This is a genomic window from Shewanella psychrotolerans (assembly GCF_019457595.1).
GTDB classification, from domain to species: Bacteria; Pseudomonadota; Gammaproteobacteria; order Enterobacterales; family Shewanellaceae; genus Shewanella; species Shewanella psychrotolerans.
Genome location: NZ_CP080419.1, coordinates 4,262,446 through 4,282,472, shown reverse-complemented (window position 1 = coordinate 4,282,472; position 20,027 = coordinate 4,262,446). Strand labels below are relative to the sequence as shown.

Here is a 20,027-nt window from a genome sequence, read left to right as displayed (position 1 = left end):
AGGATAGCAGCAGATGGATAATAGCATACAGTCGATCTTAGCCTTTAAGCAGATCAGTAAACGGTTTGAAGATCATCTCGCCATAGACAATTTAACCCTGGCGTTGGCACCAGGAATGGTGGTGGGGTTACTCGGTCAAAATGGGGCAGGTAAGTCGACCTTGATGCGCTGTGCATTGGGAATTGTTGAGGTCAGCCAAGGTTGTGTAGAGGTATTGGGCCATTCGACGAAAAATATCAGCTCTGCCCAAAAAGAGCAGATTGGTTACGTACCGCAACAGCCCTTTGGATATGAAGGTTTTAGTGTTGAAAAGGCGTTAGAGTTACATCGCAGCTTTTATCCTAATTGGGATATGGCATTAGAGCGCGACTGGTTAGCGCGTTTTGAACTCGATGGTAGTAAGCAGGTTCAGCGTTTATCGGTAGGTCAAAGACAATCTCTGGCTTTGATCATGGCGATGGCTTATCGACCCAAACTGCTCATTTTAGACGAACCTGTGGCCAGTTTAGATCCGATTGTAAGGCGAGCGTTTATGGCTGATCTATTTGACTTAGCATTAGATTCTGGCTCTGCCGTGCTGTTTTCATCGCATATCACTTCGGACTTAGAGCGGGTTGCGAGTCATTTGGCGTTAATGAAGCGGGGCAAACTTATCCTGTTTAAAGAGATCGACAAGTTGCGTGAAGAGGTACAGCTAGTCACTCTCAAAGAAGGGGCTGATTTACCCGAGGGGCTTGTCGTATTAAGCCGTCAGCAAGACAAATTGCTGGTGGATAACTACCATGCTGATTTCGTTAGCCATTTTTCTTCAGTTACGCCCGTTAATTTAGAGCAACTGTTTATGGAGCTACATCGATGAGAACGCCCAATGCATTACGCGGCATGGTGCGTTTTTGGCTTTTTGATCTGGGGAGCGCGAGTTTTTTAGGGACGGCTCTGTTGGCGCTGATCATGATGTTAGCGCTAATTACTGGCTCGAAACAGGCCGCGATACCGATAGCCCTGGGCATGATTCAGATCTCGATTTCTGCCGCCATAGCTTGGCAATTTAACCGATTAGCCGCGACCGAGTGGGCCAGTTTAGTGCCCAACTATAGTAATAATATTGCGCTGCAATCCTTAATGCTTGGAGCTATAGCAACCAGCATCTCTTTGGCTGCTTGCCTATTGTTGGAGCTTGAAGGTGGCCTTGATCAGGTGATGCTGGCAACCCTAGCGGGCGTTGGCTTTATCTACTATTGCCGCCGTCATATTAATGGTTTCTATCTGTCGTTTTTCCTGTTTTTACTCTTGCCATTTATTGCTGAAATCACTGATTTTTTGCCTGATTGGGTTATTGGTTTAGTGCCCTTTTTGACTGTGATTTTGGCTTATCTGACTTGGCGAGAGATAAGGGGGTTGCGTTGGCATAGCGATGCACGAACCGTGTATCTAAATGGGCTTGAGATGGGCTGGTTTTGGTTACCGAGTTTAGGTTCATCTAGATTGATGTCTTATTTCGATAAGCTTCTGCATCCGGTGAACTTTTTTCTTGGTCCCATGTTGTCGACGATCCTGATCGCAATGCCTGTATTGGCGTTACTCGTGACTATCAGCAACTCTTTTTCTGGCATGGAATTTCCTGTGCTGTTTGTTGTGAGTCAGTTTTGCGCTGTGACTTGTACCATGGTGCATTGGAGCCGAATTCAGCGTTGGCGGTCCGTTGAAACACTTTACATTTTGCCTGGCTTTGATGGTAAGCAGGGGCTAATTGAGGCGTTTGCGAATGCGCAGTACCGATTATTGGCGCTGATCACCTTAATTATGGCGGTATTAGCGGCACTGGTATGTTGGCTTAATCCAGAATTTACCATCGTATTGTGGAGCCACATAGTGCTGAGTACTTTTTGTGCTTGTTGTATGTTGTTAGGTTTTGGCTGCGCGGCGAAAGGGGCTATGCACATTACCTTGAGCATGCTGGTGGTCGTGTTTCATTCTGCTTGGTTATCGAGTTCTTTAGTGGCTTTACGCGATGGAGAGCAAATAATTTCTTGGTTAGTGGTAGACATCGGACTAGTTGCTATTTCAGTGCTAACACTCTGGTGGGGAAAGAAAAAACTTTGGAATGGTGATCTTTGTTGAGCGCTCAAATAATATAATTTTGTGCTGTAACTAACATTGTTGGAGCAAAAGCTCTTATTTTTTGTGCGAGGTTAAAGTAAAATACACAAAACAGGTACAAGTGTACGCTAAAAGGGTCAAGAAATATGTCGCTCGAGCAATATCATCCAATACGTCTGATTCAGGAGCAGAGTCAAAAACTAGGCGAAGCCATTGCGCTTGAAGGATACGGTATGCCTGCACCTTGGAATAAGGTTAGTTGGGAGGCATTTGACCAGATCAGTGGCGATATTGCTAAGGCGCTTATTGGTTTCGATTTAGCGGTGCAGGACACAGTTGTTATCTTGTCACAAAACTGCCCCCAGTGGACCTGCGCTGATGTCGGTGCGCTTAAGGCCAAAGCCGTTGTAGTTCCAGTGTACCCAACTAGCACAATCGAGCAGGCGCGCTATATTGTCGATGATGCAGGAGCTAAGCTGATTTTTGTCGGTGACACTACGCAATACAAGATGGCCTGTGAACTTGCCGATTTATGCCCTTCCTTAACGCGCATAGTGGTATTCGATCGTGAAGTGAAACTTGTGGACAATAAGCTACATTGCCACTTTGATTCATTGTTGAAGCTTTCACACCCAGCAAGGATCACCGATGAACTTGAGCAGCGTTTACAGCAAACCTCTCTCGATGATCTGTTAACGCTTATCTACACCTCTGGCACCACTGGAGACCCTAAGGGAGTGATGCTAGATTGTCGAAACATCGCATCAATGGTTCGTCAGCACGATACCGTGTTGCCCTTTACTCAAGGGGACGTTTCGCTGGCTTTCTTACCTCTGAGTCACGTGTTTGAGCGTGGCTGGAGTTTCTACGTGTTATGCCGTGGTGGGCACAATGTGTATTTGCAAGATCCTATGGCAGTAAAAGAAGCCATTGTCGATATTAAGCCACACACCTTGTGCGTAGTGCCGCGTTTTCTGGAGAAAGTGTATAGCGCAGTACAAGACAAGGTTGCTAAGGCACCATCGACAAGACAGAAGTTATTTGCGTGGGCAATGGCTGTGGGTGAGCGTCAGTTCGAGGTAAACCAAGGCAATGCTCAAGGCTCTGCATGGTTAAGTTTGCAGTACAAACTGGCACATAAGTTAGTGTTTAGTAAGTTGCAGCAAGTACTGGGTGGACGGTTAAAGTTTATGCCTTGTGGCGGCGCTGCATTAGATCAAAATGTGGCTAGCTTTTTCCACGCCATCGATGTGCCTGTGCTGTGTGGTTACGGTATGACCGAAACGACGGCAACGGTTACCTGTAACACCCTTAACAATCGTGTTGCGGGCTCAAACGGGAAAATTTTACCTGAAGTAGAGATTAAACTAGGTAACGACAACGAGATCTTAGTTCGCGGTAATACGGTTATGCGAGGTTATTACAATCGCCCGCAGGAAACCCTAGAAGCATTCGAAGATGGATGGCTAAAAACCGGTGATGCTGGACAGTTTGATGCCCACGGTAATCTGTTTATCACAGATCGCATTAAAGAGTTGATGAAAACCTCTAATGGTAAATATATCGCTCCGCAGCGTGTTGAGGGTAAAGTGGGTTGTTGTCCATTTATCGAGCAAGTCGCGATTATTGCCGATGCCAAGAACTATGTTACCGCGTTGATCGTACCTGCATATGAATCGTTAGAAGCATGGGCAAAAGATAAAGGTCTGCGTTATGAGTCACCAATGGAGTTGCTACGTCATACCTATGTGGTTGAACATTTTGAGCAGCGCCTTAAGACTTTGCAAGCAGAGCTCGCGGGCTTTGAGAAGATTAAAAAGTTTACTTTGCTACCGGAGGCTTTCTCTATGGAAGCGGGGTTAATAACGCCAACCATGAAGCTGCGCCGTAAGATGATTTATCATAAATATGCCAGTGAAATTAATGCTATGTACGGTAAGTAAGCCGATTTCAGGTTCAGTAAAATAGAAAAAAGGGTGCTGCGGCATCCTTTTTTATGGCTTAAAGCCAACCTTAAAGTCGATATTGCATCATCAACCGTTCTCCGTTACCGTCTGCTGCACAATCAAAAATAAAATTGCATATTTACTGAGGGCTTCCCTGTGTCAGAGACCTTTTTTACCCTAACTCTTCAACCGCGATTTAACGAGACGGATGGTCTAGGCCATATCAATAATACCGTGATTCCAGTTTGGTTTGAGGCCGGTCGTGAGCCCATTTTTGAGATATTTAACCCCGGCCTTGAGATAGCAAGGTGGAACCTAATTGTTGCGGGGTTTACTATCGCCTATGCGTTACCAACCCATTACGGTAAACCTGTTGAATTGAAATCTTGGATAAGTCGGGTGGGCAATAGCAGCTTTGAAATCACTCAACAATGTTGGCAAGGTGGCAAAAAAACTGCCGAGGCGCAGACAACACTGGTGCATTACGATTACAGTGAAGAGAAGAGCCAAGCTATACCTGAACATATTAAGCTGACGCTACAAAAACTGACTGGCGAGTAGTCTGAATGCTGCTTATGTAACCTAGGTTCAGGTTACATAAGCTTAAATAAATTTCTGCACGTACCAGCAGCTTGCGGTTATTTGATATTGTTGCTCCTTCGCCCAGCGTAATCCGTGTGCGACTAAACGCTCTGCTAGCCCCTTACCGCGTAAGGTTTCGGGGACATAAGTTCGTGAAAAATCAATTTGGTCGTCTTGTAGATGATATTCTAACACCGCTTGTTCACCTTCAATCTCGATAACAAACTGCTGCTGTTTTGCGTGATGTGCAATGGCTATTTCAGTCATAAGGTTCTAACCGTTTGATTTTGTATTGCCTCTGTTATAGCAGCTTTTAGTTGTCGTTTTCTATGGCTATATTCGTGCTGGCCTTGAACTGATCGAGCCGATATGGCGGAAATAGATTATGATTGTTGTCACTCTATTCATTGGGTCAGTATTGGTTTTGACAAGTAGATCTAACAATTTTCGGTTATCTCGTTACCTTACCAGATTTGCCATTGTGCTCTGTTGCTGTGGGGTGGGCTCCAGTGCACATGCTGTCGATGAGGACTTGCGCAATGGGATTGAAGCGAAAGTAAAAGGTGATATTGCCAGTGCCATTGTATTAACCGATGCGAACCTTATTTCCTTGGGGATTGTCGATTTTAATCCCAACTCTTTTATCGACTTGAGTGAGATAGGCGATATTAATGTTGGCGACGAAGAGAGCTTGCGTCGGCGCAGCCAACTAAAAAGTTACACCATTCCTTGGACAAGCGATGAGGTAAAGCTATCACCACAATGGACGAGATCCTTCGGTGTACGGTTTTCCTATGTGAGCGCCACTGACAGCATCGATGGAATTGACGATAAATCACTTCAAAGTCCACTAGAGGATACTAGCTATCTTCTGGCTGCACAGTATCGTTGGAAATATAAGATCAATAACAACTGGGATCTGGCTTTGGGTCTGGGTGGTCAGTTTTTGTGGCTTGAAAATACCTTAAAGTATCGTGATCCCCTTTTAGAGGAGCTGAGTGGCCTCATCGACAACGCCTTAGTTAATACGAGCTATGGTGCACTTATGTTTGACCCTAATGCAGAGTTAACCTACGCCAGTGAGTGGTATGGGCATAATTGGGAGTTTATTAGTTCACTACGCTACGCTGTTGGACGAACCCTGCTTACCGATGATGGTACTCAGGTGGTTTCACCACAAGTGGGGCGTTTTAGTAATGCCTTTGTGTTTCATTACCAGTTGCCAAATGCGTGGGATAACCGCAATGAAATGAGGTTGCTTGTCAAACGAGTTGATCTTACTGGTGATGTGGTCGATCCAATGGGGACTCATTACTATTATGAGCTGGGTGCGGGTTGGATAATTGAAACGCCATCCTTGTCTTCATGGTTAGATAATATCGGCGTGGGCATTACGCTTAATATCAATAGTGGCCTTAGCGGTGGTGGCGTAGTGCTATTGCTAAATGAAGATATTTGATTTGTTCTTTACCGCCACCATGTTTGTCGACTAGGGCTAGCTAACTTGATGCTCGCGCAACACGGCTAACAGTTCAGGGGTTAACTTGGCCTTAGTTTTGGTATTGAAATTAAACATGACAGCCACCGATGAGCCAACCGTGGTTACTGCTTGCTGTTGCTCACTAAAGATTTGATAGTGCATGGTAAAGCGATCGCTTTGAATATCACTAACGCTCACGCCAACATGCAGGGTATCGGGGAAGGTAACGGGTCTTTTATAGCGAGCACTATTATCGCTGATCACTGGGCCTAGACCAGATTTGTACATCTTATCGAGAGGGAAAAAACGGTTAAAAAAGTCGATGCGTGCCGTTTCAAAATAACGAAAATAAACCACATTGTTGACGTGCTGTAGGGCGTCCATTTCTCCCCAAGCAACTGGGATAGAAGTATGAATTGGGTATTGTTGGGTAAATTTTTCCACAGGGCTAACTTCCTTTTGCTCTTTCAAATTTAAACGCTTGTTTGATTGAGCATAACAGTATGCTTAATAAGCAACAAGCGCAATTGAAGGATCAAAAAAGGCATCATAAGATGCCTTTTGGATGAGGACTAAATTTACTGCTAGATCTCTAATTGCTCAAAACTAGTGATCTGCTTAAAATCGCCAGTTCGTTGTGTCGTTTCACGCACCATTTGTAGGGTGCGTAGCCCTGCTTCATCGGCCGCTTTTAGCTCTTCAATGACATCAGAGATAAATAGCACTTGTTTAGGTGCCAAGCTGATGGTGTTGATGATATTTCTGTATGCTTGCTTGAACAACTTATTACCTGTACGGGTATCGAAATGGCCATCAAAGTATTGGGTTAAGTCGCCACCATCGCTGTGACTAAACAGTAATTTTTGCGCATCAACTGACCCAGAAGAGAAGCTATAAAGACGTACGTTATGCGCCTTAAAACCCTTTACGGCTTCGATGAAGTCAGGGAAGATGTGGCCCTTAAATTCACCTTTAGCGTAGCCCTGTTTCCAGATTAGGCCTTGTAGGGTTTTAAGCGGTGTGGCTTTGCGATCTTCAGCTATCCATTGCTGGAGGATTTCGACAACACGATCGAGCGAAGCGTCAGGTTCTAATGCGATATCTCTTACATCACAGATGCAATTGTCGACTAATACATTACTCTGATTTTCATTGAGAAAGTCAGCAAGGGCCTTAGCCGAATAAGGAAAAAGGGTGTCCTGAATAAAGTTAAGATCGGTTGTTGTACCTGCTGTATCTACAACTATGGCTCGAATACCCATAATGTTGGCTTACTCCACAATGCATTACTAAAAATGATAGCTTAAATTACACTCCAGATCCTAAGCTGTATTGGCTCTGTTGGCTAGTTTAATTAGCAATCAATGTGTATTGAATCGGTAAAAAATGACGGAGTATCGTCTCATTAAACTTATGAGAGCAAGGCTTGTTGGCTTTATCTTGGATTTGGCAAGCATTTGACGATTGTGTGATGAGTTAGTTTTAGCTATTTTAGATAAAAATGAATAACAAGGGTTACGCTGACTCATTTAATTAGATTTCAGGGAATTGAATAAGATGACAAAATCGTTTGCTGCTCCGCTATTACTATTTGTTTTTGCGCTCTGTTCTGCGGTCGTCTCAGCGGCAGAAAGTGGGCCTTTTCAACGGATAGAGGTGTTAGATGTTAAGTCTGCTTTTAGCCGTGAGCCTATGGCTTTTACCATCACTTTGCCGCCTAGTTATCGTGAGAATAAAGATAAACGCTATGCGGTGTTGTTTGACTTTCATCCCCGTAGTCGCGCTTACCTCGATGGTATGCATGATTGGATGAGCCATAATGGCGATTGGCCTTGGCTCGAAACCATTATTGTCACTGCGCCAGATGGTAATAAAGCATTGGGTCAGCTAAAAACGTTAGCGATTGAGGAGCAAGGCAACACTCAGCTACTCGATTTTATGCAGCAGTTATTGTTGCCTGCTATCGATGCTAAATATCGTACTAATGGTTTTCGTATCATGAATGGCTTTACCGGTAATGCTGGTTTAGTGCTGTATACCTTATTAAACCGCCCCGAGTTATTTAATGCCTATTTTGCCGCCAGCCCCGTACTGAGTGGTGATTTTGCCTACGTGGTAAAAGAAGCGCCGAAGAAGCTGGCGGCAATGTCAGGTAAACCTCGATTTTTGCTGATGAGCACCAGCGATAGCGATTTTGAACAAAGACAGTTAGCCGATTTCGCCTTGCTCGAACAGGTAATAGAGGCTAATCCTAATACAACCCTCAATTATAAGATTAAGCGCTTCGATGGTAGTTACTATATGACCCAGCCAATCTTAGCGACGGCGTATGGTATCGAGTGGCTGTTCGATGATTATCATCGAGTGTTAAAACCGGATTCAGAGGTTTCAAAGCAAGGTGCCGATGCCATCATTGCTCACTATCAGTTTTTGTCTAAGCAGAAGTATGGTTTCAAGGTGCCGTCTACGGATTCTCTTATCGCCTTAGCTGATGCCGAATTTGCGATTGATTCAGTTAGAGGTCTGTCTGTATATCAAGCTGCCGTTGCGGCTAATCCCGATTCCCATACAGCTCATGATGCCTTGGCGGGGGCTTACGGAAAGATGAAGCAGTTTGATAAGGCGATAGAGTATGAAAAGCTAGCGCTTAAGCATACTAATCATCCTTTTTGGACGCAAAAATATTCAGACCGCCTAGCGACCTTTGAAGCGGAAAAGTAATGTGATTAAAGTGATGCAAACATAAAGTCGTGGTCGTCATAACGTATTTTTGATGACCATATTTTATGGCTGCTTTGGTCATGGGGCTCGGTTTTCGCCCTGTTTTGGTGCGTTTTATGGAATATCTTGGCAACCTCCAAGGTTGAGTTACATGAAACCATTGATTTTGACCTTTGGCGACGTCGATTGGCTCTGTTTTAGATTCGTAGTTAAGCCCTACCGCAAGGCCTTTAGCTCAGTTTTAAACGGCATTTTTATGTCATCAATGATTAGCCGATAGTGGTTGGCGTCATAGTTGCAGTATTTCTTCCAGTTATCGAATTGGGAGCAGACTATACTATGGCCGCGATGAGCTATTTGAGCGTGATTGAGCGATATCATGAACATGAACAACTGGTAAAAGAGTTATTGGAGTCGATTCTAGTGGGGATTAGTGATCCTGTGATGCTATCCGATCCCGGTATCCGAGTGCGGGCGATGGCTGAGATGGCAAATAGCTACCCCTTTATCGAACTGCTTTATGTACTCGATGGTAGCGGAATGCAGATAAGCGACAATGTGGCGATTATCAATCGTGTGGTGCAGGCTGTCCCTGTAGGCAGGAATCTTAACCGCAGTCACAGACCCTATTTTTCCAAGACCCAGCAGGTCGAGTCACTCAAAATTACTCACCCCTATTTATCGAACGCCAGCGGCAAGCTGTGTTTGTCGGCTTCCTATCGTATTGGTGATGATGACAAACAAGGCTATATCGTGGTCGATGTTAATCTTACCCAATTGATCGAGTTTATGATGGGGGATAGTGCTCGCCGTAAAGCGACGCCGTTGTTTAAAGGGGTATATAGTGCTCTGGTGCTTGGGCTGTTTATCATGGTGATGGTGTTAATTAGCATGGCTGCAGTCGATATTGTTGAGCTGCTCTCTCAAGGAGTCGTGCCCAGCGGTTCGATAAAACCCTTCGGGATCATTATCTTTATCACCTTAGCGTTAGCGGTATTCGACTTGGGTAAAACCATCCTCGAAGAGGAGGTGTTGATGCATAAAGATATCTTTCGTCATAGCTCGACACGGCGCACCATTACTCGCTTTATCTCAACCATCTTAATTGCTATCTCAATTGAGGCTCTACTGACCATGTTTAAGGCGTCTCTGGGAGAGATGAAATATGTGCAGCCAGCGATCTTAATGATGTTTGCGGTAGTGGGCTTGCTGGTGGGATTAGGGATTTATGTTTATCTCGGAGCCAAAGCCGAACTGTTATTAAAACAAGCAAATGGAAAGTCGTGATATTCCATCATTCATTCGTTTTGAGTTAGTGTAAAGATGTGATCGCTTTCTTGAGCTGATTAGTATTATTCTTCGGGAGTTTACTCGCGTGAGGCGCTGGTCGATTTTTTGTTAAAAGGCTTAATTTGTAAAGAGCGAGTCGAGGTTAGGTAGACCAAAGAGAAAACGGTGCGCCAACAGGCTTCCTCTATTTACAGCAAGGCTGAGGTCGATGGTCGCCACAATTTCTGCGCTTGGTTTATGGAAGATTTTATTCATGAGCACAAGGATGAATTTGCAGCGATCAGCGCACCCAATGAGGAGGTTTTACCGTTGATATGACTCAGTCGTAAACTGGTGCAGCCAGAATCATCACTATCGATATTTGGGAGTGGCGATGAACTCAATTGAATTAGCGTCTAAAATTACTTGTCCTTTGTGTGGTACCAGTAAGTGGGAGGTTATGCCAACCGATGCCTGCCAATTTTTTTATGAATGTACTGGGTGCCATCAGATCCTCAAGCCACTTGTCGGTGACTGCTGTGTATTTTGCTCCTATGGCACAGTCAAGTGCCCGCCCATTCAACAAGGTAGTGCTTGTTGTAAAGTTAAAGCCACTAAGTAATAAGCAACTTTTTTGAGGTTGGGCGATTGATTTTTGCCAATGAGTCTTATAATTTTGATGCTCTACTTTACTCTTTCCTATGGAGGGGAAGCCATGCAACAATCCGTAATTAAGTCGTCAAATGCCACCATTCAAAATGGCGTCGCACGCGCAGATGGTAAGTTTTGGGTCACTGAAAGTGATATCCATTTTGAGCCTTACAACACTGAGTTTGGCTTAGGTCCCTATAAACTCGATAGACAATCGGTATCTAAAATCGAGAAATGCGTCGCGACGGGTGGCGGCTTTATTCCCGTCACCACAGATGCGATTAAAATCACCCTGTCAGATGACCACTCCTATAAATTTATTTTGGCATTTGCCGATGAATGGCTTCAGCTACTGCGCCCCTAGTTAGCGATTAGCAGGATTATTGGACATTGAACATCCACGTTGGGTACTGTATTCGGTATACGAATGTGGTGATTATATGTCCGGTGGTATGCCTTTTATCACGCTGAAATTTATCACTTTTCCATATTTTTAGCCCTAGGTGTTTTTATCATCTAAGTTAAATCGAAGAGATGGATGACGAGGTGTTGATACGGCTGAGACCCACGAAAACATGGATGTTTTCGTGGAGCGTATAGGGACATATTTACCGCGTGTCGAGGCGGTATCTGCACATGAGGTCGTTCTTTCACATCCATGTGATCACGACATTTGTATGTCCCTATACTGCAGCTGCGGCAGCAGGCAATAAGATAACTAATAGGCCATGGTTATCTAACCCTAAAACAAGTATCAACTCTCTTTCGGCTAAGCTAAGGTTATTGATGCACTAATCGGCCTTTCTTCACCACATCCTTACACACATTAACACCATAACTGTAGGCGAGCGCCGCAGGGGTGGTGACATCCCAATGACAGAAGTCGGCTTGCATGCCTGCGCGTAGTACGCCGACACTCTCTTCAATACCCAGCGCCTTGGCGGCGTTACGGGTCATACCGGCTAAGGCTTCTTCTGGCGTTAAACGGAACAGGGTGCAACCCATGTTGAGCATCAATAGGCTCGAACACAGCGGTGATGATCCGGGGTTGTAATCGCTGGCGATCACCATAGGCACTTGGTATTGGCGTAATAAATCGATGGGCGGCATCTGGGTTTCGCGCAGGAAGTAGTACGCGCCTGGGAGCAGGGTGGCACAGGTACCGCTTTCACTGAGGGCCTTTACGCCCGCTTCGTCTAAGTATTCGATATGATCCACCGATTTAGCGCCCAGTTTGGCGGCCATAGCCGAGCCGCCTAAGTTAGATAGCTGCTCAGCATGAAGCTTAATATCAAGCCCTGCTGCTTTGGCTGCGCTTAATACGCGCTCGGTTTGCGCTAGGCTAAAGGCGATATTTTCGCAAAACACATCGACGGCATCGGCAAGGTTTTCAGCTATCACCGCCGGTAGCATCTCGTCGATAACGAGATCCACATAAGCATCGCTATCGTTTTTATATTCTGGTGGAATCGCATGGGCGCCTAAAAATGTAGTTTTTACATCCACATGATGATGCTTGCCAAGCTCTCGGGCGACTCTCAGTAGCTTTAGCTCGGTGTCGGTATCTAGGCCGTATCCCGATTTTATCTCGACCGTGGTTACCCCCTCTTTGGCGAGGGCATTGAGGCGTTGACGGCCTAGCTCAAATAGTTCCGCTTCAGATGCTTCGCGGCAGGCTTTTACCGTCGAGATGATACCGCCGCCAGCCCGTGCAATCTCTTCGTAGCTGGCGCCTTGCAGACGTAGTTCAAACTCGTTGGCGCGATTGCCCGCAAACACTAAATGAGTGTGGGCATCGATGATCCCTGGAGTCAGCCAACCGCCTTTGCCCCTGTAAACTGGCGTTGACAATACGTCGAATTCAGGCAGCTCACAGCGGGGACCTAACCAAGCTATTTTGCCCTCTTTTACTGCGAGAGCGGCATCGGTGATTGCACCGTAAGGCGCTGAAATTTCTGGATCCATTGTCGCAATGTTGACGTCAATCCAAACTTGATCCCAAGACATAGTTTTCCCCTCAAGCTGCAACGCCGGTTGGTCGCGACAATAAATTTGTGTGAGCTAGCTTGTGTTTACTTGTATATACAAGCTAGGATTATAGCGGTAATTTTCACCATTTGAAAAGTGATATCGGTGTTACTTGATGCGCAATCATGGCGTTGAGAACAGATTATGAGCGTTAAGGAGCTTAGATGGCTACGCCCAAGTTTGCCGAAATTAAACAGTTTATTTTGACTAAGGTTGAGTCGGGTGAGTGGCAACAACATAGCCGCGTGCCGTCTGAAAATCAGTTAGCCGAGCTGTTTGAGTGTAGTCGCATGACGGCCAGACGGGCACTGACTGAGCTGAGTGAATCGGGTGTGCTTGAGCGCTCTCAAGGGTTAGGCACTTTTGTAGCGGGACTCAAATCGCAATCTTCTATGATGGCGATTCGCAATATTGCCGATGAGATTAAAGATCGAGGCCATGGCTACAGTGTTAAGCAGCTTGAGCTCACTCAAATAGCGGCGTTGGCACCTATCGCGATTGCGTTGGGGCTCGAAGAGGGGAGCCCTGTCTTTTATTCCGTGTTGGTTCATTGCGAACAGGGCTTGCCATTACAGTTGGAGGAGCGTTTCGTTAATCCACAATTAGTGCCCCATTATCTTGAGCAAGATTATGCCTTGCAAACGCCCCATGAATACCTGTCATTTGTGGCGCCATTGACCGAAGCGCGTCATATCATCGAGGCGGTCGTGCCTAATGATGCCCAGCAACATGCGTTGCAAATTGAAGGCGGTGAGCCCTGTTTACAGATATTGCGCCGCACCTGGTCACGTCAAGGTGTGGTGAGCTTTGCGCGTTTGATTCACCCGGGTAGCCGTTTCCGTTTGGGTGGTCATTTGACCTTTAATCGCTAAATCAGCTCACCAGATTTCAAGGGATTACCTGTGTCCCATAAGCCCGAGAGGTAACAGGCTAAAGCAAAAATAACGATAAAAATTAAGTTAAGTCGATGAGATAAAAACAGATTGAGGTAAGTTAAAAATGGATAAGAATTTGGATAAAAGACACGATCCTAGTCGTCGCATTATCGCGCCACACGGCAGCACATTAAGCTGTAAGAGTTGGCTTACCGAAGCGCCGATGCGTATGTTGATGAACAATCTTCATCCCGATGTGGCCGAGCGTCCAGAGGACCTCGTGGTTTATGGTGGTATTGGCCGAGCGGCGCGTGATTGGCAGTGCTATGACAAGATCATCGAGGTGCTACAGCGCCTAGAAGATGACGAAACCTTGTTGGTACAGTCTGGTAAGCCTGTGGGCGTATTCAAGACCCATAATAATGCACCACGAGTGATCATTGCTAACTCAAACTTAGTGCCACACTGGGCTAATTGGGAACACTTTAACGAATTAGATAAGAAAGGGTTGGCCATGTATGGCCAGATGACTGCGGGTTCTTGGATCTATATTGGCTCCCAAGGCATAGTTCAGGGTACCTATGAAACCTTCGTCGCCATGGCGAAGCAGCATTTTGGTGGCGAGTCGAAGGGCAAGTGGATCTTAACGGGCGGGCTTGGAGGCATGGGTGGAGCGCAACCTTTGGCTGGTACCATGGCGGGTTATTCTGTGTTGGCTTGTGAGGTCGATGAGACGCGTATCGATTTCCGTCTACGTACCCGCTATGTGGATAAAAAGGCCACTAACCTAGATGAAGCCTTAGCGATGATCGATGAAGCTAACAAAGCTGGCACTCCAGTGTCCGTAGGCTTACTGGCTAATGCCGCTGATGTGTTTGCCGAGCTGGTCGAGCGCGGAATTACCCCTGATGTGGTGACGGATCAAACCTCTGCTCATGATCCGCTCAACGGTTATCTGCCACAAGGCTGGACGCTAGAGTACGCTGCCCAGATGCGCCAAAAAGATGAAGCTGCGGTCGTTAAGGCGGCCAAACAATCGATGGCGGTGCAGGTTAAGGCGATGCTAGCGCTGCAAGCGGCAGGCGCAGCGACGACCGATTACGGTAATAATATTCGTCAGATGGCGTTCGAAGAGGGGGTTGAAAATGCATTCGACTTCCCCGGTTTCGTGCCCGCCTATGTGCGTCCGCTGTTTTGTGAAGGTATTGGTCCATTCCGCTGGGCGGCATTGTCTGGCGATCCTGAAGATATCTATAAGACAGACGCTAAGGTTAAAGAGCTTATTCCTGATAACCCTCAGCTACATAACTGGCTGGATATGGCGCGTGAACGTATTGCGTTCCAAGGTTTACCAGCGCGTATCTGTTGGGTGGGGCTAAAAGATCGTGCACGTTTAGCGTTGGCATTCAACGAGATGGTTAAAAATGGTAAGTTGTCGGCGCCAATAGTGATTGGTCGCGATCACCTAGATTCAGGCTCTGTTGCCAGCCCTAACCGAGAAACCGAATCTATGCTTGATGGCAGCGATGCGGTATCGGATTGGCCATTGATGAATGCACTATTAAATACTGCTAGTGGCGCTACGTGGGTCTCCTTGCATCACGGTGGTGGTGTAGGCATGGGCTTTAGTCAGCACTCGGGTGTGGTGATTGTGGCCGATGGTAGCGATGATGCCGCCGTGCGTTTAGGTCGAGTGCTTTGGAATGACCCTGCAACAGGGGTGATGCGTCACGCCGATGCGGGTTACGAGCTTGCTAAGCAGTGCGCTGCAGAGCAGGGCTTAGATCTGCCGATGCTCGCTACACAGAATAAATAATAACAATAATAAATAGAGGCAAGAATTCATGAGTCATTTAGTGTTAAAACCTGGCACCCTTAGCCTAGAACAGCTGCGCGGAATTAGCCGCAACAAAGTTAGCCTTGAGCTATGTCCGAGTGCGATTGCCGATATCAATACCAGTGCTGGGCTAGTACAAAAAGTATTAGATGAAGGCCGCACAGTATACGGTATCAATACCGGTTTTGGGCTATTGGCCAACACAAAAATTGGTACTCAAGATCTGCAATTGCTGCAGCGCTCTATTGTGCTGTCTCACGCTGCGGGTACTGGCCAGTATATGCAAGATGCGACCGTGCGCTTGATGATGGTGCTGAAAATTAACTCGTTAAGCCGTGGTTTTTCGGGTATCCGCCTTGAGGTGATCAACTTCCTTATCGCTTTGGTTAATGCCGAAGTCTACCCTTGCGTGCCAGAGAAAGGCTCGGTGGGAGCATCAGGTGATTTAGCGCCGCTGTCACACATGTGTTTGCCGCTGCTTGGCGAAGGTGAGGTGAGCTACCGTGGTGAGCTGATTTCAGCGGCTGAAGGATTAGAGATCGCAGGTCTTAAACCCATTGAGCTAGCGGCGAAAGAAGGTTTAGCGCTACTTAACGGTACTCAGGCATCGACCGCATTAGCGCTGGAAGGACTGTTTAACGCAGAAGATCTATTTGCCGCTAGCTCGGTAATTGGTGCCATGAGTGTCGAAGCGGCAATGGGCAGTCGTAGTCCGTTCGATCCTCGTATTCATGCGGCGCGTGGCCAAAAAGGCCAAATTGATTCGGCGGCGATTTTCCGTCATCTATTAGGTGAAGAGTCGGAGATCAGCTTAGATCATGTTAACTGTGATAAGGTGCAAGACCCTTACTCACTGCGTTGCCAGCCGCAGGTATTGGGGGCATGTTTAACCCAGATCCGACATGCTGCCGACGTGCTTGCTGTTGAGGCTAATGGCGTGACCGATAACCCATTAGTGTTCCAAGATACTGGCGATATCATCTCGGGTGGGAATTTTCACGCTGAACCTGTGGCAATGGCTGCCGATAACTTGGCGATAGCGATTGCCGAGCTTGGCTCGATTGCCGAGCGTCGTATCGCGTTGTTGATTGATTCGAATCTGTCTAAGTTGCCACCCTTCTTAGTTGAGAATGGCGGCGTAAACTCTGGCTTTATGATTGCTCAGGTGACTGCGGCGGCGTTGGCATCAGAGAACAAGACTTATGCGCACCCAGCATCGGTTGATAGTTTACCGACATCGGCTAACCAGGAAGATCACGTGTCGATGGCCACGTTTGCTGCCCGTCGTCTACGTGATATGTCAGAGAACACCCGTGGTGTGCTGGCGATTGAGTTACTCGCTGCAGCGCAGGGGCTTGATTTCAGAGCGCCATTGCAACCCAGTGTTGCGGTAGCGACAGCGAAAGCTGAGCTGCGTGAATTAGTCACTTACTACGATAAGGATCGTTTCTTCGGTCCTGATATCGAGGCGGCGACGGATCTGCTGATGACGGCAAGCTTCAATGCTTACTTGCCCGCAGGCACTATGCCGAGCTTATAGTAGTATTGGTTTATTTGCATTTAAAAGGGCTTAATGGCCCTTTTTTACTGGATTGATTTTAGTTGGAAGCCTGCCAATACCTCTTACACTCTTTGAACTCCTGCATTTGTGAAGGCCTGAATTTGTGATAATAGGTAGTTATTATCGGTGGAGGGCATCATATGTGCGAAAGGCCATATGGTGGCAGTAAAGATGTCCGATACCATGATGTGATTTTTAAGCCTCGTATCTACAACAAGCCCACTATCAAGAGTGGGCTTGTTGTAGATAAGTGTTATCGTGAACTCATATCGATGATTTTGAGAGTCATTAGCTGTTTGTTCCATTGAGTTTTATCTATGCCTTTAATCCAGAAGGTTTCGCTGTTGCGTGTCTGTCCACGGCGAAGATAGGTTTCTGGCATTCTAAAAATGGCTTGCCATACATTTAGGGTTTCTTTCTTAATGAGTGTCCCGGAGTCGGCGAAGAAACCGATTTCAAGTTCAATTTCTACGTAGTTTTCTGAGCTGGAACTTGCTAGTTCGAAGTTAAGCCCAAGACGGCCATCATTGTCCCATTGGCTATTGATAAAACTGACTTTGACGCCACCTTTGGCTGTTGATTTTAATAGTGAGGATTGTGCCATCGCGCTATTGGTCAGCGTGCCGGCAACCTCTGCTTCGGTGGCGATCACTGTAACTGGTTCGGCTATTGCTGTGGTTGATTGAGTGGTAGCTGTTGTGGGCGTAGCACTTTGAGTCTTTGCCGCGGCCTCTGTGGGCGTTGTCTCTAGAAACACATATTCCCAGGTGAAATCATCGTTCAGTTTGACGGTCGCCCCGTTCTTTAGAGTGACTATGGTCATCTGTTCTGGAGTGCTCTCTTCTGCATAGGAAGGAACGGCGAAGAGGATCAGCGCTGCGATAGCACAGCTTTGTAGTGTTTTATACATTGATGTTAACCAATTAAAGAGGCCTGTTTAAGCTCTTTAGCATAGACAAACTGAATTGAAATTAACACTAGCTAGTTCAAGCTCTATCGATTCTTACATCGTATATCCTAGGCTTAATACTGCAGAATCGGTGGCAGAGTTGTAACCTGCACCAAGGGTAAAATGTTTGCCTAAAATGTATCGCAGTCCGATATCGGCTCCCCAGGTCGTGTCTTTATCCGTTTCCCAGCGAGGTTTACCATCCACGATACGTGGCGAGAAGCTATTGGTATAAGCATATTCGTTGCTATATGCGCTAGCTCCACCGTAGAGGCTAAGATTTGCAGTAAGACTATAGCTTAACCCAAAGCGCCATAGTATCTCTTGTGTATAGGCCTCAGCTGGACCTTCTATCTCTATATCCTCCTTCTTGCTTTGAGCGTAACCTATGTAATAACCCCAGTTGGAATAATTACTGTCGTAATGACTCGGTGCTAGGGTGATACCATAGAGATCATTTTCTGCTGCAATGTAATCGAGAGTAATGCTAGTTCGTGGCTTCGACTTGAGTTCATCTTCAAGATCGGCCGCCAGCAGGTTGCAACTGAACAAGACTAGAAAACAGCTCAATAGGTTTTTAAACATAGCGCTCTCAATTGGATTGGTTAGCAATGGATTGTTGTGAATCTTTATATTACAGTCAACTAATCGAGCTGAAATAGCTTTTAAAATAAGTAGTTGTGCTGCTTTTGTTTGTTAAAGTGGCAGTGGTTGTTAATATGGCTTTACATGATTGAGCGGTTTTAGATAGGGAGATAAAATTTTGGATCAAGAATTACGTGCCCAGGTGTCGCTGTGGCTGGCACACTTTGGCATCAATAGCCCTGCAGATGGTGTCTCGACAGGGATTATGGTTGTTGCCTGTCTATTGATCGCGTTCATTGGCTACGTGGTGGTAAAGCGTGGCGTTGTTAGCACGATGAACATTGTTATCCTGCGCTCTAGAGTGAGTTGGGATGATATTTTCATGCAACATCGCGTTCTCGAAAATTTCGCTAAACTTGTTCCCGCATTGATCCTCAATATCCTATTGCCACTGGCTTTGGTGTCACATCCGCTGGTCAGTAGCCTTGCTGATCGCTTACTCGATGTCACTATCGTGGTGCTATTTGTGCGTGCGGTATACAGTGCGCTTGATGCAGCGAATCAGGTTGCCGATGTCAATCTGATTAGTCGGCGTTTACCCATTAAGAGCTTCGTGCAGTTGTTAAAGCTGTTTATGTTCTTTGTGGCGATTATTATCTCAATCTCGGTACTAGCGGAACAATCTCCGGTGTACTTCTTGAGTGGCTTAGGTGTCGCAACGGGTTTAGTGATGTTGGTGTTTAAAGACACCATATTAGGTTTTGTCGCTGGCATTCAGCTTGCGGCCAATCGCATGGTGAGTCCAGGTGATTGGATTCAGATGGACAAGTATGGTGCCGATGGTTCTGTAGAAGAGGTCTCTTTAACTACGGTTAAGGTGCAAAACTGGGACAAGACGATCACCATGATCCCCGCTTATGCCTTGGTTTCTGATGCCTTTAAAAACTGGCGCGGCATGTCTGATAGTGGCGGAAGACGCATTAAACGAGCGGTTAATATCGATATCGACTCGATAGCCTTTTTGACCAATGAGCAGTTACAACGCCTAGGTAAGATTAATCTGCTGAAGGAGTATTTAGCGCGTAAGCAGGCCGAGATCGCCGAGTTTAATGCCAATGTTCAAGATGGTGATATGCCAGTGAATAGCCGTAATCTAACCAATGTGGGGACGTTTAGGGCCTACTTGTTGGAATATATGCGCAAGCATCCGAAAGTGCATCAAGAGATGACCCTATTAGTGCGTCAATTAGCGCCGACGACTGAAGGGTTGCCGATAGAGATCTATATTTTCACCAATGACACCAGATGGGCATTTTATGAAGATATTCAGGCAGATATATTTGATCATATCTATGCCATTTTGCCGCAATTTAACCTGCGAGCGTTCCAGGCGCCAACAGGGGCAGATATTCGTAGTTTAAAGGGATAAGGCTGCTTAGACGT

The 20,027-nt window shown here is 46.2% G+C and carries 19 protein-coding genes and 1 pseudogene; 14 read left to right on the top strand and 6 right to left on the bottom strand.

What is annotated here, in order from left to right:
• Positions 1 to 13: 13 nt before the first annotated feature.
• From K0I62_RS18785 to K0I62_RS18770, 4 genes are all read left to right on the top strand, one after another.
• Positions 14 to 859, top strand: a complete 846-nt coding sequence (locus K0I62_RS18785; protein WP_220069526.1) for an ABC transporter ATP-binding protein — start codon at positions 14 to 16, stop codon at positions 857 to 859.
• Positions 856 to 2,121: a hypothetical protein gene (locus tag K0I62_RS18780; protein WP_220069525.1), complete on the top strand. Its 1,266-nt coding sequence runs from the start codon at positions 856 to 858 to the stop codon at positions 2,119 to 2,121. Before K0I62_RS18785 ends, K0I62_RS18780 begins: the two co-directional genes overlap by 4 nt.
• A 125-nt stretch (positions 2,122 to 2,246) precedes the next feature.
• Positions 2,247 to 4,043, top strand: coding sequence for an AMP-dependent synthetase/ligase (locus K0I62_RS18775; RefSeq protein WP_220069524.1), 1,797 nt, complete (start codon positions 2,247 to 2,249; stop codon positions 4,041 to 4,043).
• 159 nt (positions 4,044 to 4,202) lie between these two features.
• Positions 4,203 to 4,607: an acyl-CoA thioesterase gene (locus tag K0I62_RS18770; protein WP_220069523.1), complete on the top strand. Its 405-nt coding sequence runs from the start codon at positions 4,203 to 4,205 to the stop codon at positions 4,605 to 4,607.
• Between the two features lie 42 nt (positions 4,608 to 4,649).
• Here the strand turns inward: K0I62_RS18770 and K0I62_RS18765 are convergent, their stop codons facing one another.
• Positions 4,650 to 4,895: a GNAT family N-acetyltransferase gene (locus K0I62_RS18765; protein WP_220069522.1), complete on the bottom strand. Its 246-nt coding sequence runs from the start codon at positions 4,893 to 4,895 to the stop codon at positions 4,650 to 4,652.
• 232 nt (positions 4,896 to 5,127) lie between these two features.
• Between K0I62_RS18765 and K0I62_RS18760 the strand changes: the two genes are divergently transcribed.
• A complete protein-coding gene (locus K0I62_RS18760; RefSeq protein ID WP_491573761.1) occupies positions 5,128 to 6,087 on the top strand; it encodes a Solitary outer membrane autotransporter beta-barrel domain in 960 nt (319 codons plus the stop codon).
• A gap of 36 nt (positions 6,088 to 6,123) precedes the next feature.
• On the opposite strand, the gene K0I62_RS18755 is transcribed toward K0I62_RS18760, so the two are convergent.
• Together K0I62_RS18755 and mtnC are read right to left on the bottom strand one after the other, a co-directional pair.
• Entirely contained in the window at positions 6,124 to 6,552 is a 429-nt protein-coding gene (locus K0I62_RS18755; protein WP_220069520.1) for an acyl-CoA thioesterase, read from the bottom strand.
• Positions 6,553 to 6,692: 140 nt separating this feature from the next.
• Complete coding sequence (gene mtnC / locus K0I62_RS18750; protein WP_220069519.1) at positions 6,693 to 7,370, bottom strand: acireductone synthase; 678 nt, start codon at positions 7,368 to 7,370, stop codon at positions 6,693 to 6,695.
• A gap of 295 nt (positions 7,371 to 7,665) precedes the next feature.
• On the opposite strand from mtnC, the gene K0I62_RS18745 reads away from it, so the two are divergent.
• From K0I62_RS18745 to K0I62_RS18730, 5 genes and pseudogenes are all read left to right on the top strand, one after another.
• Positions 7,666 to 8,829, top strand: coding sequence for an alpha/beta hydrolase-fold protein (locus K0I62_RS18745; RefSeq protein WP_220069518.1), 1,164 nt, complete (start codon positions 7,666 to 7,668; stop codon positions 8,827 to 8,829).
• A 339-nt stretch (positions 8,830 to 9,168) separates the two neighbouring features.
• On the top strand, positions 9,169 to 10,116 hold the full coding sequence (locus tag K0I62_RS18740) for a PDC sensor domain-containing protein (RefSeq protein ID WP_220069517.1): 948 nt from the start codon (positions 9,169 to 9,171) through the stop codon (positions 10,114 to 10,116).
• A 105-nt stretch (positions 10,117 to 10,221) separates the two neighbouring features.
• Positions 10,222 to 10,437, top strand: a pseudogene (locus K0I62_RS18735) (hypothetical protein); the annotation flags it as partial.
• Between the two features lie 55 nt (positions 10,438 to 10,492).
• Positions 10,493 to 10,720 (top strand): GDCCVxC domain-containing (seleno)protein, encoded by a 228-nt coding sequence (locus tag K0I62_RS19315; protein ID WP_258405049.1) that lies wholly within the window; start codon positions 10,493 to 10,495, stop codon positions 10,718 to 10,720.
• Between the two features lie 93 nt (positions 10,721 to 10,813).
• On the top strand, positions 10,814 to 11,113 hold the full coding sequence (locus tag K0I62_RS18730; RefSeq protein ID WP_220069516.1) for a hypothetical protein: 300 nt from the start codon (positions 10,814 to 10,816) through the stop codon (positions 11,111 to 11,113).
• A 416-nt stretch (positions 11,114 to 11,529) separates the two neighbouring features.
• Here K0I62_RS18730 and hutI read toward each other — a convergent pair whose 3' ends face one another.
• On the bottom strand, positions 11,530 to 12,756 hold the full coding sequence (hutI, locus tag K0I62_RS18725) for an imidazolonepropionase (protein ID WP_220069515.1): 1,227 nt from the start codon (positions 12,754 to 12,756) through the stop codon (positions 11,530 to 11,532).
• Between the two features lie 185 nt (positions 12,757 to 12,941).
• Here hutI and hutC point away from each other — a divergent pair, with 185 nt between their 5' ends.
• The 3 genes from hutC to hutH all read left to right on the top strand — a co-directional run bounded on the left by hutC (position 12,942) and on the right by hutH (position 17,029).
• Positions 12,942 to 13,649 carry a histidine utilization transcriptional repressor HutC gene (gene hutC, locus K0I62_RS18720; protein ID WP_220069514.1) on the top strand — a complete coding sequence of 236 codons (708 nt, stop codon included), beginning with the start codon at positions 12,942 to 12,944 and terminating at the stop codon, positions 13,647 to 13,649.
• A 139-nt stretch (positions 13,650 to 13,788) separates the two neighbouring features.
• The gene (gene hutU, locus K0I62_RS18715; protein WP_220071461.1) at positions 13,789 to 15,468 is read left to right on the top strand and encodes a urocanate hydratase; all 1,680 of its coding nucleotides are present in this window, start codon (positions 13,789 to 13,791) and stop codon (positions 15,466 to 15,468) included.
• A gap of 28 nt (positions 15,469 to 15,496) precedes the next feature.
• On the top strand, positions 15,497 to 17,029 hold the full coding sequence (hutH, locus tag K0I62_RS18710; protein ID WP_220069513.1) for a histidine ammonia-lyase: 1,533 nt from the start codon (positions 15,497 to 15,499) through the stop codon (positions 17,027 to 17,029).
• A 274-nt stretch (positions 17,030 to 17,303) separates the two neighbouring features.
• Here hutH and K0I62_RS18705 read toward each other — a convergent pair whose 3' ends face one another.
• Complete coding sequence (locus K0I62_RS18705) at positions 17,304 to 17,960, bottom strand: DUF3157 family protein (RefSeq protein ID WP_220069512.1); 657 nt, start codon at positions 17,958 to 17,960, stop codon at positions 17,304 to 17,306.
• 93 nt (positions 17,961 to 18,053) lie between these two features.
• A complete protein-coding gene (locus tag K0I62_RS18700; protein WP_220069511.1) occupies positions 18,054 to 18,584 on the bottom strand; it encodes a porin family protein in 531 nt (176 codons plus the stop codon).
• A 178-nt stretch (positions 18,585 to 18,762) separates the two neighbouring features.
• Here K0I62_RS18700 and K0I62_RS18695 point away from each other — a divergent pair, with 178 nt between their 5' ends.
• The gene (locus K0I62_RS18695; RefSeq protein WP_220069510.1) at positions 18,763 to 20,013 is read left to right on the top strand and encodes a mechanosensitive ion channel family protein; all 1,251 of its coding nucleotides are present in this window, start codon (positions 18,763 to 18,765) and stop codon (positions 20,011 to 20,013) included.
• The last annotated feature ends 14 nt before the right edge of the window (positions 20,014 to 20,027 follow it).